The following is a 13,637-nucleotide window of genomic DNA, read 5'->3' as shown; positions in this document are numbered from 1 at the left end:
GGGCCCTGCTCCGTCACTTCAGGCGCAGTTCGGGGGCCTCGAAGCGCAGCAGGACCTTTTCCTTGCCCGGCCCATCGGCCCGGGCGAGCACAAGCTGGCGACCCTCGATGCGGTAATGCTCCGCGGCGCGCAGCGCCTCGAGGTACAGCCCTTCGGCCAGCCCGGTATCGAAGCACAGCCGCAGCCCCGAATCGATGGAGCCGATGCGCAGGTCGCCCCCGGACATCTCGTAGGTGGCGATGAACGGATTGCAGCCACCGGATCCCGTGATCCGCCCTTCCTGGGGCTGCACGACCAGATGCGCCTGCGGCCGGCCGGCCGGGGCGGGCGGGAGCGCCATTCCGTCCACTTCCGTGAGCTTCCAGTAGGTTTGCGCGAGCGGCACCGCGGCCTGCTCGGTGGCTGCATTGCGCGGCAGCGGCTGCAGCAACACATCCACGTGGCGGTAGGCCGGGTCGCGCTGCAGCGGATTCACCCCTTCGCTCGCCATCCAGGCGATGCCGTTCACCGACACCATGGCGCGGACGACGTACCGCCGGTCGGGCACTATCTCCGCGGAGCGGTAGGGGATGCGCAGCGTCACCGGAAGCCGCTCGAACTCTTCCAGGGTCTGGCGTCCGACGATGAGAGGCGGCGCATCCGCATCGGTCACGTCCAGGACGACCACCTCGAACGCCCCGCCCGACGGGATGAAGAAGCGCTGCCGGGCATAGGCCACGCCCGTCACCACGGCATCGGGTGGCGGGGGCAGGATGCCGCAGCCCGTGGCGCATATCGCCAGCACGGCCAGCGCGAGCCATCCCACGCGGCGGGAATGCCACCACATTCCGGCGCGGCGGCTCCGTACTGCGCGCGCGGTGCGCGCCATGCCCGTCACATCAACTCAGCACCACGCTGGAGAGGCGGCGCCGGTAGGTGGCCACGACCGGATCTTCCGGGGGGATCTGCCCTTCGGCGACCTTCGCGCGGGGGGGCTCGATGATCTCGAGGACGGCGACGTAGGTCTTGCGCGCGGCCTCGTCGTTCCAGGCCTTGTCGCGCATGAGGATTTCCAGCAGTTCGTCCATGGCGTCCGTCCAGCGCTGCCGGGCGATGAGCCGGCGGGCGCGCTCGAAGCGCGCATCGAAGTCCCGCTTGTTGGCGCCGATCTTCTGCGCGAACGCGGCTTCCGCGGCGGCGTCGTCCCGGGCGTTTTCGGTGGCGTCGATCGCGTCCATCCACACCTTCAGCGCGCCGAGCCGGCGCGAGCCGGCGGCCTTGGCGATGACGGGCGCGAAGGCGACCTTGGCGTCGTCCACGCGGCCGAGCTGCAGCAGCAGCTTCACGTAGTCGAAGCGCGCGTCGTCGTTCGCCGGGTCGGTGGCGACGGCATGCTGGAGCTTTTCGAGGGCGGTGTCGGTATCGCCATCCTCCAGCGCCTCCTGGGCAGCCTCTTCCTCGGCCTCGGCCAGCAGTTCATCGGCGGTGGGCACGTGCTTGTCCAGGAAGGCGCGGACCTGGCCCTCGGACTGCGCGCCCATGAAGCCGTCCACCGGCTGGCCATTCATCAGCAGCACGCAGGTGGGGATGCTGCGGATCCCGAACATGGCGGCGATCTGCTGCTCCTGGTCGGAATCGATCTTCACGAGCTTGAAGCGGCCCGCGTACTCGATCTCGAGCTTCTCGAGGACAGGCCCGAGTGATTTGCAGGGGCCGCACCAGGGGGCCCAGAAGTCCACCAGGACGGGCACTTCCATCGAGGCGGCGATGACCTCGGCTTCGAAATTCTCTACGGTGACGTCGATCATTGTGTGCAGCAGGCGGAGGCTTGTCCCGCGGACGGGACGCGCCAAAAGTAAAATCCCGGGTTCCACTCAGGCGGGTGCGCGCGGCGCGCAGCCCCACTCCACATGAAACCCATCCAGATCGGCGTGGTCATGGGCTCCAGCAGCGACTGGGAGACCATGCAGCACGCAGTGCAGATTCTCCAGCAATTCGACATCGCCCACGAAGCACGCGTGGTCTCGGCGCACCGCATGCCCGACGACATGTTCGCCTATGCCGAGTCGGCGGCGCAGCGTGGCCTGAAGGCGATCATCGCCGGCGCGGGGGGCGCGGCCCACCTGCCGGGCATGATCGCGGCCAAGACCACGGTGCCCGTTCTGGGCGTGCCGGTGGCCAGCCGGCATCTGCAGGGCGTCGATTCGCTGCACAGCATCGTGCAGATGCCCAAGGGCATTCCCGTGGCCACGTTCGCGATCGGCACGGCCGGCGCGGCCAATGCGGCCCTTTTCGCCGTCGCCCTGCTGGCTAACGAGAACCCGGCCCTGCGCGAGCGGCTGGAGGCATTCCGCCAGGAGCAGACCGCGGCGGCTCGCGGGATGGCGCTTCCGACCGAAGCGGCATGACGATGCCCGGCTCCTCGCAGCACCCCATCCTTCCCGGCGCCACCCTCGGCGTGCTGGGCGGCGGCCAGCTGGGCCGCATGTTCGCCCATGCCGCCCAGGCCATGGGCTACTTCACGGCGGTCCTGGATCCCGACGCCGAAAGCCCCGCCGGCCGCATCAGCCACCACCACATCCGTACGGCCTACGAGGATCCGGATGGATTGGCGCGCCTGGCCGCCCTGTCGGACGCCGTCACCACGGAGTTCGAGAACGTGCCCGCGCAGGCGCTGCGCATGCTCGGCGCCGAGCGCCCCGTGGCACCTGCGGCCGACGCCGTGGCGATCGCCCAGGACCGCGCTCGGGAGAAGGCGCATTTCGTGGCCTGCGGCGTGCCGTGCGCGCCCTATGCCGTGATCGAGACGCCGGGGCAGCTGGAAGCCGTGCCGGCCGGGCTGCTGCCGGGCATTCTCAAGACCGCCCGGCTCGGCTACGACGGCAAGGGCCAGGCCCGTGTGGCCACCGCCGGGGAACTCGCATCCGCGTGGGAGGCGATGGGCCGCGTGCCCTGCGTGCTTGAAAAGCGCCTGCCGCTGGCTTTCGAGTGCTCGGTGATCGTGGCGCGCGGCCACGACGGCGCGTGCGTGCACCTGCCGGTGCAGCGCAACCTGCACCGCGACGGCATCCTGGCGGTGACCGAGGTGCACGCAGGCAACGTGCCGGAGCCGGTCGCGCGGCAGGCCATCGCCGCGGCCCGGTCCGTCGCGGAGGGGCTGGGCTATACGGGCGTGCTGTGCGTGGAATTCTTCGTTCTCGAAGACGGCTCCCTGGTGGTCAACGAGATCGCTCCGCGCCCCCACAACAGCGGCCACTACAGCCAGAACGCCTGCGACGTTTCGCAGTTCGAGCTGCAGGTGCGGGCCATGGCGCGGCTGCCGCTGACGCCTCCGCGCCAGCACAGCGCCGCCGTGATGCTGAACCTGCTGGGCGATCTCTGGTTCGCCCGCGGAGCGGCGGCCAGCGCGCCGGACTGGGCCGCCGTGCTGGCCCTGCCGGGCACCCACCTGCACCTGTACGGCAAGGCCGAGGCCAAGCCGGGCCGCAAGATGGGCCACCTGAACGTCACCGCGCCCACCGCGGAAGCCGCACGCGCCACGGCGCTGCAGGCCGCCGCGCTGCTGGGCATCGCCGCGTTCTGAGGCCACCGCCATGATCCTCGACGGCCGGCTCCCCTCTTCCATCGATGCGGCGGCCCGGGCGCTGCGGGCCGGCAGGCTGCTGGGCCTGCCCACGGAAACCGTGTACGGGCTCGCGGCGGATGCCGCCAGCGACGCGGCCGTGGCACAGATTTTCGAGGCCAAGGGCCGCCCGAGCGACCACCCGCTGATCGTGCACGTGGCGGGGCCCGAAGGCATACCGCACTTCGCCGCGTCCGTTCCGCCTTTCGCCGAGGCCCTGGTACGGGCTTTCTGGCCCGGCCCCCTGACATTGATCCTCCCGCGCCTGCCGGACAGGGCTGCCGCGGCGGCCGGCGGCCAGAACAGCGTGGGCCTGCGCTGCCCGGCGCACCCGGTGGCGCAGGCCGTGCTCAAGGCCTGCGCATCGGACGATCCGGCGCTGGGCGGCCAGCCGGTGCATGGCGTGGCGGCGCCCAGCGCCAACCGCTTCGGCCGGGTGAGCCCCACCACCGCGCAGCATGTGCAGGACGAGTTCGGGGAAGGCCTGGTGGTCCTCGACGGAGGGCCGTGCGCGGTGGGCATCGAATCGACCATCATCGACTGCACGCGCGGCGTGCCGGTGCTGCTGCGCCCGGGGGCCATCACCCGCGCCGAGATCGCCGCGGCCTGCGGACTGTCGCCCCTGTCGAAGGAGGAACTGCCTTCGCACACGCCGCGGGCATCCGGCACGCTGGAAGCGCACTACGCGCCCAGTGCCAAGGTACGGCTCATGGACGCCAAGGCACTGCAGGCCGGGCTGGAACTGCTGGGCGCCGAGGCACGCCACCTGGCGGTGTATGCACGCGCCCGTCTTCGTTCGCCATCGCCCGGCGTGGTACTGCGCCGCATGCCGGAAGATGCCGCGGCCGCCGCCCGGGAACTTTTCGCGGCCCTGCGGGACTTCGATGACGCGGGTGTGAAACTCATCTGGGTGGAAACACCGCCGGAGACACCGGACTGGGAAGGCGTGAGGGACCGCCTGCAGCGGGCAGCCGCCGCCTGAATTCGCGGGACGCCTCGGCGACACCCCCGGTTGCAAAGCCTTACAGCGCCAGTCGTTACACTCTTGCTCAATTTTCCTGGAGAACAACATATGGCAGCAAATTGGATGCGCCGCTCCTTCCTGATCGCCGCCTGCGCATCGGCGGCGCTCGTGGCAGCCTGCGGTTCCAGCACCACGGAGTCGGCCCTGACGCCCGATCGCATCATCACCTTCGGCGATGGCTTCACCGACGTCGGCCAGAACGGTGCCCTCTACACCGTGAACGACGGCTCCATCAACAACTGGACGCTGCAGATCGCCAACAACTACGGTCGCCCGCTCGCGCCCTCCGCTTCTGGCGGGATGGCCTACGCCCGGGGCAACGCCCGGGTGACGGCATCCACCGATGCCGCGGGGGGCTCGGCACCGTCCACCACCCAGCAGATCACCACGTTCCTGGCATCCAACACGCTGGGCGGCAACGACCTGGTGCTCATGAACGGCGGCATCAGCGACCTCATCGCCGGCATGTCCGCCGTCACGGCCGGCACGATGACGAGCGACCAGTTCCTCTCGGCCGCGGCCACCGCCGGCACCGAACTGGCCGCCCAGGTGCGCCGCCTGTCGAACGCGGGCGCCAAGCACGTGGTGGTCATCGGCACCTACGATCTCGGCAAGAGCCCCTGGGCCGTGGCGCTGGGCCAGCAGAGCCTGCTGAGCACCGCCAGCACGCGCTTCAACCAGTCGCTGCTCGTGAACATCGAAGATCTGGGCAAGACCGTGCTCTACGTGGACCTGGAGTACTACGGCAACCTGTTCATCGGCTCGCCGGGCGGATACAACTTCACCAACAAGGACAACCCGGTCTGCACGTCGGTCGCTTCGGGCAACGACATCGGCATCGGCGCGGGCCAGGTCAGCTCCCTGCGCTGCAATGCGTCCACCCTGGTGAGCGGCGCGGACCAGAACCGCTACGTGTTCGCCGACAGCATCTACATGACGCCGTCCGCCCACCGCCAGTTCGGCACCTACGCTTACGACCGCCTGCGCGCCCGCTGGTGAAGCGGGGTCGCGCCGGCCTGGGCCGGTGCGGTCCGGCACCTGGAGCGCCAACGCAAAAGCCGACCCGAGGGTCGGCTTTTTCATGTGCCACTGCGACTTTGGGTTCAGAACCGGTAGCCGATGCCCACGGCAAAGACGTTGGGATTCAGCCGGATGTCGATGGTCTGGCCGCTGGACAGATGCGTCCTGGTCTTCAGGAAGCTCTTGTAGTAGGCCGCATCGACGAACCACTTGTCGTTGATGTTCCAGACGAAGCCGATCTGCGGCGTGATGCCCCATTTGTCGTCGATGGACGCCGTCGTGGGATTGGCGGGCGTGCCGCCCGTGAGGCCGTTCAGCGTGGCGGTGGTGCGCTCCTTGAAGAACTTGGCGTAGGTCACGCCCAGGCCCACGTAGGGGCGGAAGGCGGACTTCGCCTCGCCGAAGCGGTACTGCGCGAACACGGTGGCGGGCAACACCTTGGTCTCGCCGACCTTGCCCACGCCGTCGATGGCGCCGGCGCCGCGGAATTCATGCTTGAACGGCAGGCCGAACGGCACATCGACCGCCCAGTTGTCGGTCACCATGTAGTTGATGCCGCCCGTGAATGCGGTGTCCGATCCCACATCCACCCGGGTGTCGGGAAAGGCCGGGGCGGACAGGTTGCCGCTCTTGACCTGCGGCGAAATGTGCGTGGCACCCAGGCGCACGCTCCAGGTGCCCGCGACCTGCGCGGAGGCGCCGGAACATGCGAGCAGGGCGAGGGCACCGGCGGCCAGCGCGGCGGCGGAAGGACGGAAAGAGAGGAATCGAGCCATGGCGAACACTCCTATCCGCATCAGAGCCAGCCCGCCTGGGCCAGCGAACGTGCCACCAGCTGGCCGATCAGCTGATGGCCATAGGGCGTGGGATGGAAGCTGTCGGCGAAGCCGTAGCTCTTCCACCAGTCGGCGCCGCCGGTGGCTCCTGCGGGCGGGGTGGCGGCAGACAGCGCGGCGGCCGTGCAGGTGGGGAAGTTGTAGGTCGGCAGGCCATCGCTGTCCACGCCGGTCGCGGGGCAGACCGGCGTGGTCGCGTTGGTCAGCTGGTACTGCGCCGGGTTGGTGGCCTGGTCCTTGAAGTTGCTGTAGAAATCGACCACCGTCACCCGGCTGTCGCCGCTCAACGAAGCGCCGAGGCGGGCATTGAAGGCCTGCACCCAGCCGTCGAACACGGCGGCGGCCTGGGTGGCCGCCGCGGCGCCATTGGCGGCGGCGACACCGGCCAGCACGAAGCGGAAGCGCGGCGTGAGCGTGACGCCGGGCGCATTGAGCACGGCGACCCGCTTGGCGCCCTTTTCCAGGACGTTGGAGCGGATGGTGCCGGCGAACTGCGTGGCCAGCGCCTGCATGTACAGGCCGCCCGCCTGAGCGAGCCCGGCCGCACCTGCGGCGAAGGCATTGGCGACGGTGGCCGCGTCGAGCTGCGTGAGCAGCAGCGCGCGGTAGGCTGCCCCCCCGTCGCGGGGCACCCGCAGGTAGGCGCCGATGATGTCCGCGGCATCGTTGCCGCCGCCATCGATCAGGACGAGATCGCCGTCGGAGAACCCGGCCGAGCCGGCATCCTTGATCTGCTGGGTGATCGACGCGGGCGCATTCGGTGCCGTGGGATTGTTGATGCGGCCGCCTCCCACCGCGTAGTTGGTGCACGCGGGGTTGACGGTGAACGAGGCGCCGTTGAAGAGGTAGTGGGCGCACAGCGTCTGGCTGTAATTGGCCGCGACGCGTTCCGGCCAGATCTGCGTGGACCCCGCGCCCGTGGCTGCCGTGCCCTGCACGGTGAACTTGAGGCCGAAGGTGCCGCTGTCGGCCAGGCTGTCGCCCATGACCTTCACGGAAGTCACCCGCGCCGCCGGTGCGGTGTCGGAACCGCCACCGCCGCAGGCCGCAAGCATGCAGGCGGCGGCCACCACGGACCAGGACGCTCTGTTGTAGATGGTTTTAGAGATCACGTTTGCTCCGTCTGGTTAAAAAAGCACGATCGTGCGCTTTATCGGAACCCATCGTAATCCTGCACACATTCCACCCAGGGCAGGGGAATTACCGATACCACGCCCGCCCGGTCTGGAAGATAAGTCGCGCGGTCAACTCCAGCGCAAGACTCGCATACCTGCCGTGGCGTGCGCGTATCGTGCCCTGGCCTCAGCGCTCCGACGCGGCCCAGTCCACCAGGGCCTCCATGGCCGGGCGGGCCGCCGCGGCGTTGGGGTGGTTGGCCAGCGCCACGACCACGTAGCGGCGCCCTCCCGCTGCGTGCACGATGCCGGCGAGCGCGGACACGTCGCGCAGCGTGCCGGTCTTGAGATGCGCGGCACGCGCGGCGCGCCCCATCGCGGAACGGCGCAGGGTGCCGTCGGTTCCAGCGATGGGCAGGGACGAGAGCAGTTCCGGCATGACGGGAGAGGCCCAGGCGGCCTGCAGCATGCGCGCGAGCGACGCAGCGCTCACGCGTGCCTCGCGGCTCAGGCCCGCGCCGTTGTCCAGCACGGGCGCCTCGGCCGCCGGCACGCGCTGGCGCCACCACTGGGCCACGGCATTGCGCGCGCCGTCGAAGGTGGCCGTGCCGTTCTTCTGCAGCGCGATGGTCAGGAAGAGCTGCTGCGTCATCACGTTGTTGCTGTATTTGTTGATGGCGCGCACCGTTTCGGCCAGGGGCGGGGACGACACCGTGAACGATGGCGCGAGCCCCGCGGGCACCCGCCCCTCCCGCACGCTGCCGGTGAGCTTGCCACCCAGTTCGCGCCACATGCCCTCCACGGCGCGGGCCGCGAAGCCCTGCGGATCGGGCGGCGCGACGGACCAGACGCGCTCGCCGCAGGCCGCAGGGAACACGCCCTGGAAGGCGACGCCGCCCACGGCACCGCCTGCCGCCGCCTCGGGCCGCAGCGCCGCGCGCCAGTCGCCGCATTCCGAGCCCGGCGCCGCGAGCGGCACCGTGGACGGCCATGGCGCCCCGGCCATCGGCGGCTCGGCCGCCACGCGCGCCAAGCCGGCCGCCACGTCGGGCACGAAGGTCAGCGTGACCGATTTGAAATTGACCAGCAGCGCGTCCGGCGCGGCGTTGTAGGGGCGCAGCGGCTCGCCGTCGAACAGCCCGGCGTCGTGGGACGGCAGGTCGAAGGCGGAGCGATCGAGCACGATGTCGCCGACGATGACCTGCACGCCCTGTGCCTGCAGACGCCGCAGCATCAGCCAGAGCCGCTCCATCACCAGCTGCGGGTCGCCCACGCCCTTGATGTACACATTGCCGCGCAGGCTGCCGCCCTGCGGCCTGGCGTCGAGATAGACGGGGGTGTCCCAGGTATAGGCCGGCCCCAGCAGTTCCAGCGCGGCGTAGGTGGTGACGAGCTTCATCACCGATGCCGGATTCATGGGCTCCTGCGCGCGCCAGGACAGGCGTGGCGGCTGGCGGCCGTCGGCATCGGCCACCACGAAAGCGACGGCATCGGAGGGCACCTTGGCGCGCTGCAGGGCAGCCTCCACCGCGGCCGGCAGGGCGGTATCGGCCGTGCGGACCACCGCTGCGGGGCGTCCGGCGGCGGCCGGGAGGGCTTTCTGCGGCTGGGCGAGCGCCAGGGGCGCGAAAAGGCCCCCGCAGGCCATGCAGGCCCCCAGGGCCAGCAGGCGGCCCCAGGGAGCGAAGGAGGGTCGGCGGGACGGAGAAAGGGTCTGTGCGGGCATGGCCCGGGAGTCTAGCGATCCCCCTGACGCACCCCGCCCGGAGCGCAGCGCGGATAATCCCCCTCTTGCACGCCCCACCCGACCTGCACCGCGGCCGCGGGTCCGCAGCCCCCATCCCACCATGCACCTGCTCGCCTTCGACACCAGCACCGACACCCTGTCCATCGCCGTCCAGCGGCCGGCGGCGGACGGCGGACCGGCGTGCCTCTGGCAGCGCAGCGCCCCCGGCGGGGCCCATGCGTCGGCCGGACTGCTGCCGGCGATCCGGGAGCTGTTGTCGGAGGCCGGGCTGTCGTTCGATACGCTGGACGCCATCGTTTTTGGCCGCGGGCCCGGTTCCTTCACCGGATTGCGCACGGCCTGCGCCGTGGCCCAGGGCCTGGCATTCGGCGCCCGGGGCGGCGCGGGCGTGCCCGTGCTGCCGGTGGACACCCTGCTCGCGGTCGCCGAGGAGGCCCGCGCCGCCCACGGCTGCACGCAGGTGGTGGCGGTGCTCGACGCGCGGATGGACGAGGTCTATGCGGCACGCTATGCATGGCATGCCGAAGGAGGATGGCAGGCAGCGGACGGCGACACCTTCGGACTCTGCGCACCTGAAGCCGTCCAGGTGCCGGAAGGCCATGCCGTGGCCGGCAATGCCCGCGCCGCCTACGGGGAGCGCCTCGCGCCCGGCGCACCCGCCGCGGCGCACGTGGCCGCATTGCCCACGGCCGCGGCGCTGCTGCGCCTGGCGCCCGCGCTGCTGGCCGCCGGCCAGGCGGTGCCGGCTGAGGGCGCGCTACCGCGCTACGTCCGCGACAAGGTGGCGCAGACCACGGCCGAGCGGGCTGCCGCCCGCGAGGCGGCATCCATTGCCGGCAACCCATCCAGCGCCACGGGCGCTGGCGCGTCCCCGCAGCCATGAGCGTCCATTTCCCCCATCCGGACGAAGTCCGCTTCGAGCCGCTCACGCCAGGACGCCTGGACGCATTGCTGGAGATCGAGCGGCAGGCCTATTCGCATCCCTGGACGCGCGGCAATTTCACTGATGCGCTGGCCGCGGGCTACGAAGCGCCGCTGCTGGTGGCCGGCAACGGGGAGCTGATCGGCTACTTCGTGGCCATGCGCGGCGTGGACGAAGTCCACCTGCTCAATCTCACCGTCGCGCCCGCCCACCAGCGCCAGGGCTGGGCGCGCGTGCTGCTCGACGCGCTCGTGCTCTGGGCACGTGGCCAGCGGGCGCAGTGGCTCTGGCTGGAAGTGCGCGTGAGCAACCAGCGCGCCCGCGACATTTACCTGGCCCACGGCTTCCGCACCGTGGGGGAACGCAAGCGCTACTACCCCGCGGCGGACGGGGGCCGAGAAGATGCCATCGTGATGAGCCGCCCCCTATGAGCCTCGACCTCGACGCCCGCCAGCGCGCCATGCTGGCCGAAATGGGCATCACCGTATGGGCACCCACCCCCGTGGCACCGGCCGAGGCGCAGGCAGCCCCGGCACCGGCCACGCAGCCGGCCGTACCCGTCCGTGCCGCCGCCGTCCACGCCCCGCCTCCCGCCGGGGGCACCGGCGTGCGGCAGGCGCCCGCGCCGGCCACGCCGCGGCCCGCGGCCCCCGTGCAGCCTCCCCCAGCAGCGCCCGCCGCCGGAGCGCGCACGCCGGAGGCCACCGGGCCGTTGCTGCGACTCCATGCGCCGCTGCCCCTCTATCCGCAGGCGGACCCCGCCGCCGCGCCCGCCGAGCTCGGCAGCGGCTGGCTCGTGGTCGGCGAAAGCCCGTCGCCCGGGGCGCCGCTGTCCGGGGATACCGGCAAGCTGCTGGACAACATGCTGCGCGCGATGCGCCTGCACCGCCATCCGCGCGCGCATTTTTCCGCCGTGGAGCGGGCCGCCCCCGGGGCAGCAGAGGGCGAGGAGGACACCGCAGGATCGCTGCAGGCCGCCATCGCCACGCTGCGGCCGGCGATGGTGCTGGTGCTGGGCCTGCCGGCCGCCCGGGCCGTTCTGGGCAGCCGCGAGCCGCTCGGCCGGCTGCGCGCCACGGCGCACCAGTTGCCGGACGGCACGCCCGCGGTCGTCACCTACGACCCGGCCTATCTGCTGCGCGCGCCCGAAGCCAAGGCCGCGGCCTGGGCCGACCTGTGCCGGGCGCTCGCCAGGGTGCGCGCGGCTTCGGCGCCGCCACCCGGATGACCGCTCGCTGGCCCCGGCATGACACGCGGCCGTCACACAGCCGCTCTGCCGCGATGCGATAATTCGCGGCTTGCTTTTTTGGAGAAAGCTCCGTGGAAACCTACCCTAGTCGGTAGCTTTCAACTCCCGGCATGCCCAGGGCTTTCGGGGGGTTGAAAGCACCCTTGCGTCATCCCTTCGCCAACGGCGCCGCCGCGCCAACCCACCGGGAACGAGCCCATGCTCAACATTTTCACGCTCGCCAACGGCCGCCTCGTCCAGGAAGAGATCGAATCCCTGGAAGACCTCGCCCGCTTCCAGCCGATCTGGGTGGACCTGGAATCGCCCACGCTCGAAGAGAAGCGCTGGATCAAGCAGCACTACGGCCTGCAGATCCCCGCGGACGCGATGGACGAGGACATCGAGGAATCCGCCCGCTTCTACGAGGAAGACAACGGCGAGCTGCATATCCGCAGCGACTTCCTGATCGACGACGAGGACAACCCCCGCTCGGTGCGCGTGGCGTTCATCCTCAACCTGGTCAACGACACGCTCAAGAGCAAGGGCGTGCTGTTCTCCATCCATGACGAGGACCTGCCCGTCTTCCGGCTGCTGCGCATGCGCGCGCGCCGGGCGCCCGGCCTGATCGAGGACGCCAAGGAAGTGCTGCTCAAGCTCTTCGACCTGGACGCGGAATACTCCGCCGACACGCTCGAGGGCATCTATGACGAACTGAAGGAAGTGAGCACCCAGGTGCTGGCGGGCGACGTGACGGACGCCCGCGCCGGCGAGGTGCTGGCCGCCATCGCGCGCCAGGAGGACCTGAACGGCCGCATCCGCCGCAACGTGATGGACACGCGCCGCGCCGTGAGCTTCATGATGCGCAGCAAGATGCTGAACGCCGAGCAGTTCGAGGACGCGCGGCAGATCCTGCGCGACATCGAGTCGCTGGACAACCACACGGCGTTCCTGTTCGACAAGATCAACTTCCTGATGGATGCCACGGTCGGCTTCATCAACATCAACCAGAACAAGATCATCAAGATCTTCTCGGTGGCGAGCGTGGCGCTGCTGCCGCCCACGCTCATCGCGAGCGTGTACGGGATGAACTTCCAGTACATGCCGGAATTGCAGTGGACCTACGGCTACGCCTACGGCATCGCGCTGATGGTGGCGAGCGCGGTGGGACCCATGTGGTATTTCCGTAAGCGCGGATGGTTGAAGTGAATCCCCGCTGAGGCGCTGCGCGCGCTCCCCCCTGGAGGAACGACGCCGGTGGCGCGGCGGAGCCGGTGGCGCGGCGTATGCCGGCCTGGGCCGCGCCTCCTGCGTGGCACGGGGAAGCATCGGAGGCTGTCGCATCACGCTGTGGATCGGCAGCTCTCCTGGTTTAAAGCATTTGCAGCAAGCGGCGGATGATGCCGTCCGCATAGCGGGCGGCCACGGCCTCCACGAAGCGGGCGAAATCCACGTGCGCCGTGTCGTCGGCGCGGTCGGAGATCGTTCGCACGGCGCCGAAGGGGATGCCATAGTCCGCGCAGACCTGGGCGACCGCGGCGCCTTCCATCTCGACGGCCAGCACGTCGTGGTCCGCGGCGCGCAGTGCGTCGCACAGCGCTTTGGCACCGGCCGCGGTGGAGACGAACAGGTCGCCGCTGGCGACGAGGCCGGCGTGGCGGCGGGGTGCGCGCGCGGGGCCGTCCACGCCGCCGGCCGGCGTGCCAAGGTCCGGATCCTGCAGGCAGCCGTCCACCGCGGCCGAGAGCATGGCGGCCAATGGGGGATCGCACGCCAGCCGCGCGCGGCCGTAGCCGGGCAGCTCCCAGCGCGGAAACAGCGGCGACGCGTCCATGTCGTGCTGCAGGTAATCGTGCGCGACCACCACGTCTCCCACCCGCACGCCGTCACCCAGGCCGCCCGCCACGCCGGTGAACACGATGCGCGCGGCGCCGAAGCGCTCGATGAGCGCCGTGGCGGTAGTCGCCGCCGCCACCTTGCCGATGCCCGACAGGGCCAGCACCACGTCCTGCCCCTCCAGCGTGCCGCAGAAGAACGTCCTGCCGGCGTGCACGATGCGTTCGCCCGATAGCAGGGCGGAGGACAGACCCGCCTGTTCTTCGGGCAGGGCGCTCAGGATGGCGGTTCGGAGCATGGAGGGCAACGCC

The 13,637-nt window shown here is 70.7% G+C and carries 14 protein-coding genes; 8 read left to right on the top strand and 6 right to left on the bottom strand.

The window, feature by feature from the left end; translation table 11 throughout:
* Positions 1–13: 13 nt before the first annotated feature.
* The gene (locus tag BLR99_RS15925) at positions 14–826 is read right to left on the bottom strand and encodes an META domain-containing protein (RefSeq protein WP_017439466.1); all 813 of its coding nucleotides are present in this window, start codon (positions 824–826) and stop codon (positions 14–16) included.
* Positions 827–878: 52 nt separating this feature from the next.
* Positions 879–1,787, bottom strand: coding sequence for a thioredoxin (trxA, locus tag BLR99_RS15920; protein ID WP_011797566.1), 909 nt, complete (start codon positions 1,785–1,787; stop codon positions 879–881).
* Positions 1,788–1,889: 102 nt separating this feature from the next.
* Between trxA and purE the strand changes: the two genes are divergently transcribed.
* The 4 genes from purE (at position 1,890) to BLR99_RS15900 (ending at position 5,624) form a co-directional block, all read left to right on the top strand.
* Complete coding sequence (gene purE / locus BLR99_RS15915; RefSeq protein ID WP_011797567.1) at positions 1,890–2,387, top strand: 5-(carboxyamino)imidazole ribonucleotide mutase; 498 nt, start codon at positions 1,890–1,892, stop codon at positions 2,385–2,387.
* On the top strand, positions 2,384–3,562 hold the full coding sequence (locus BLR99_RS15910) for a 5-(carboxyamino)imidazole ribonucleotide synthase (protein ID WP_011797568.1): 1,179 nt from the start codon (positions 2,384–2,386) through the stop codon (positions 3,560–3,562). The genes purE and BLR99_RS15910 overlap by 4 nt, the downstream gene beginning before the upstream one ends.
* 10 nt (positions 3,563–3,572) lie before the next feature.
* Positions 3,573–4,583 (top strand): L-threonylcarbamoyladenylate synthase, encoded by a 1,011-nt coding sequence (locus tag BLR99_RS15905; protein ID WP_011797569.1) that lies wholly within the window; start codon positions 3,573–3,575, stop codon positions 4,581–4,583.
* A gap of 90 nt (positions 4,584–4,673) precedes the next feature.
* Positions 4,674–5,624 (top strand): SGNH/GDSL hydrolase family protein, encoded by a 951-nt coding sequence (locus tag BLR99_RS15900; protein WP_011797570.1) that lies wholly within the window; start codon positions 4,674–4,676, stop codon positions 5,622–5,624.
* Positions 5,625–5,728: 104 nt separating this feature from the next.
* Here BLR99_RS15900 and BLR99_RS15895 read toward each other — a convergent pair whose 3' ends face one another.
* From BLR99_RS15895 to dacB, 3 genes are all read right to left on the bottom strand, one after another.
* The gene (locus tag BLR99_RS15895) at positions 5,729–6,421 is read right to left on the bottom strand and encodes an OmpW/AlkL family protein (RefSeq protein ID WP_011797571.1); all 693 of its coding nucleotides are present in this window, start codon (positions 6,419–6,421) and stop codon (positions 5,729–5,731) included.
* A gap of 20 nt (positions 6,422–6,441) precedes the next feature.
* Positions 6,442–7,536 carry an SGNH/GDSL hydrolase family protein gene (locus BLR99_RS15890; protein WP_011797572.1) on the bottom strand — a complete coding sequence of 365 codons (1,095 nt, stop codon included), beginning with the start codon at positions 7,534–7,536 and terminating at the stop codon, positions 6,442–6,444.
* 247 nt (positions 7,537–7,783) lie between these two features.
* Positions 7,784–9,244: a D-alanyl-D-alanine carboxypeptidase/D-alanyl-D-alanine endopeptidase gene (gene dacB, locus BLR99_RS15885; RefSeq protein ID WP_046060659.1), complete on the bottom strand. Its 1,461-nt coding sequence runs from the start codon at positions 9,242–9,244 to the stop codon at positions 7,784–7,786.
* 199 nt (positions 9,245–9,443) lie between these two features.
* On the opposite strand from dacB, the gene tsaB reads away from it, so the two are divergent.
* The 4 genes from tsaB to corA all read left to right on the top strand — a co-directional run bounded on the left by tsaB (position 9,444) and on the right by corA (position 12,699).
* Positions 9,444–10,226, top strand: coding sequence for a tRNA (adenosine(37)-N6)-threonylcarbamoyltransferase complex dimerization subunit type 1 TsaB (gene tsaB / locus BLR99_RS15880; RefSeq protein WP_011797574.1), 783 nt, complete (start codon positions 9,444–9,446; stop codon positions 10,224–10,226).
* Positions 10,223–10,696, top strand: a complete 474-nt coding sequence (rimI, locus tag BLR99_RS15875; RefSeq protein WP_011797575.1) for a ribosomal protein S18-alanine N-acetyltransferase — start codon at positions 10,223–10,225, stop codon at positions 10,694–10,696. The genes tsaB and rimI overlap by 4 nt, the downstream gene beginning before the upstream one ends.
* The gene (locus BLR99_RS15870) at positions 10,693–11,493 is read left to right on the top strand and encodes a uracil-DNA glycosylase family protein (protein WP_011797576.1); all 801 of its coding nucleotides are present in this window, start codon (positions 10,693–10,695) and stop codon (positions 11,491–11,493) included. Before rimI ends, BLR99_RS15870 begins: the two co-directional genes overlap by 4 nt.
* Before the next feature lie 219 nt (positions 11,494–11,712).
* Positions 11,713–12,699 carry a magnesium/cobalt transporter CorA gene (corA, locus tag BLR99_RS15865; protein WP_011797577.1) on the top strand — a complete coding sequence of 329 codons (987 nt, stop codon included), beginning with the start codon at positions 11,713–11,715 and terminating at the stop codon, positions 12,697–12,699.
* Positions 12,700–12,862: 163 nt separating this feature from the next.
* On the opposite strand, the gene BLR99_RS15860 is transcribed toward corA, so the two are convergent.
* Positions 12,863–13,624, bottom strand: coding sequence for a 5'-methylthioadenosine/adenosylhomocysteine nucleosidase (locus BLR99_RS15860; RefSeq protein WP_011797578.1), 762 nt, complete (start codon positions 13,622–13,624; stop codon positions 12,863–12,865).
* Positions 13,625–13,637: the final 13 nt, after the last annotated feature.

Source organism: Paracidovorax citrulli (assembly GCF_900100305.1).
Lineage (GTDB): Bacteria > Pseudomonadota > Gammaproteobacteria > Burkholderiales > Burkholderiaceae_C > Paracidovorax > Paracidovorax citrulli.
Note: the sequence above shows the minus strand (reverse complement) of the source record. Positions and strands in the feature narration are given on the sequence as shown.

Bases quoted from the DNA above. Each gene is read 5' to 3' on its own strand.
- BLR99_RS15925 (WP_017439466.1), bottom strand. From the start codon at position 826: ATGTGGTGGCATTCCCGCCGCGTGGGATGGCTCGCGCTGGCCGTGCTG.
- trxA (WP_011797566.1), bottom strand. From the start codon at position 1,787: ATGATCGACGTCACCGTAGAGAATTTCGAAGCCGAGGTCATCGCCGCC.
- purE (WP_011797567.1), top strand. From the start codon at position 1,890: ATGAAACCCATCCAGATCGGCGTGGTCATGGGCTCCAGCAGCGACTGG.
- BLR99_RS15910 (WP_011797568.1), top strand. From the start codon at position 2,384: ATGACGATGCCCGGCTCCTCGCAGCACCCCATCCTTCCCGGCGCCACC.
- BLR99_RS15905 (WP_011797569.1), top strand. From the start codon at position 3,573: ATGATCCTCGACGGCCGGCTCCCCTCTTCCATCGATGCGGCGGCCCGG.
- BLR99_RS15900 (WP_011797570.1), top strand. From the start codon at position 4,674: ATGGCAGCAAATTGGATGCGCCGCTCCTTCCTGATCGCCGCCTGCGCA.
- BLR99_RS15895 (WP_011797571.1), bottom strand. From the start codon at position 6,421: ATGGCTCGATTCCTCTCTTTCCGTCCTTCCGCCGCCGCGCTGGCCGCC.
- BLR99_RS15890 (WP_011797572.1), bottom strand. From the start codon at position 7,536: ATGCTTGCGGCCTGCGGCGGTGGCGGTTCCGACACCGCACCGGCGGCG.
- dacB (WP_046060659.1), bottom strand. From the start codon at position 9,244: ATGGCCTGCGGGGGCCTTTTCGCGCCCCTGGCGCTCGCCCAGCCGCAG.
- tsaB (WP_011797574.1), top strand. From the start codon at position 9,444: ATGCACCTGCTCGCCTTCGACACCAGCACCGACACCCTGTCCATCGCC.
- rimI (WP_011797575.1), top strand. From the start codon at position 10,223: ATGAGCGTCCATTTCCCCCATCCGGACGAAGTCCGCTTCGAGCCGCTC.
- BLR99_RS15870 (WP_011797576.1), top strand. From the start codon at position 10,693: ATGAGCCTCGACCTCGACGCCCGCCAGCGCGCCATGCTGGCCGAAATG.
- corA (WP_011797577.1), top strand. From the start codon at position 11,713: ATGCTCAACATTTTCACGCTCGCCAACGGCCGCCTCGTCCAGGAAGAG.
- BLR99_RS15860 (WP_011797578.1), bottom strand. From the start codon at position 13,624: ATGCTCCGAACCGCCATCCTGAGCGCCCTGCCCGAAGAACAGGCGGGT.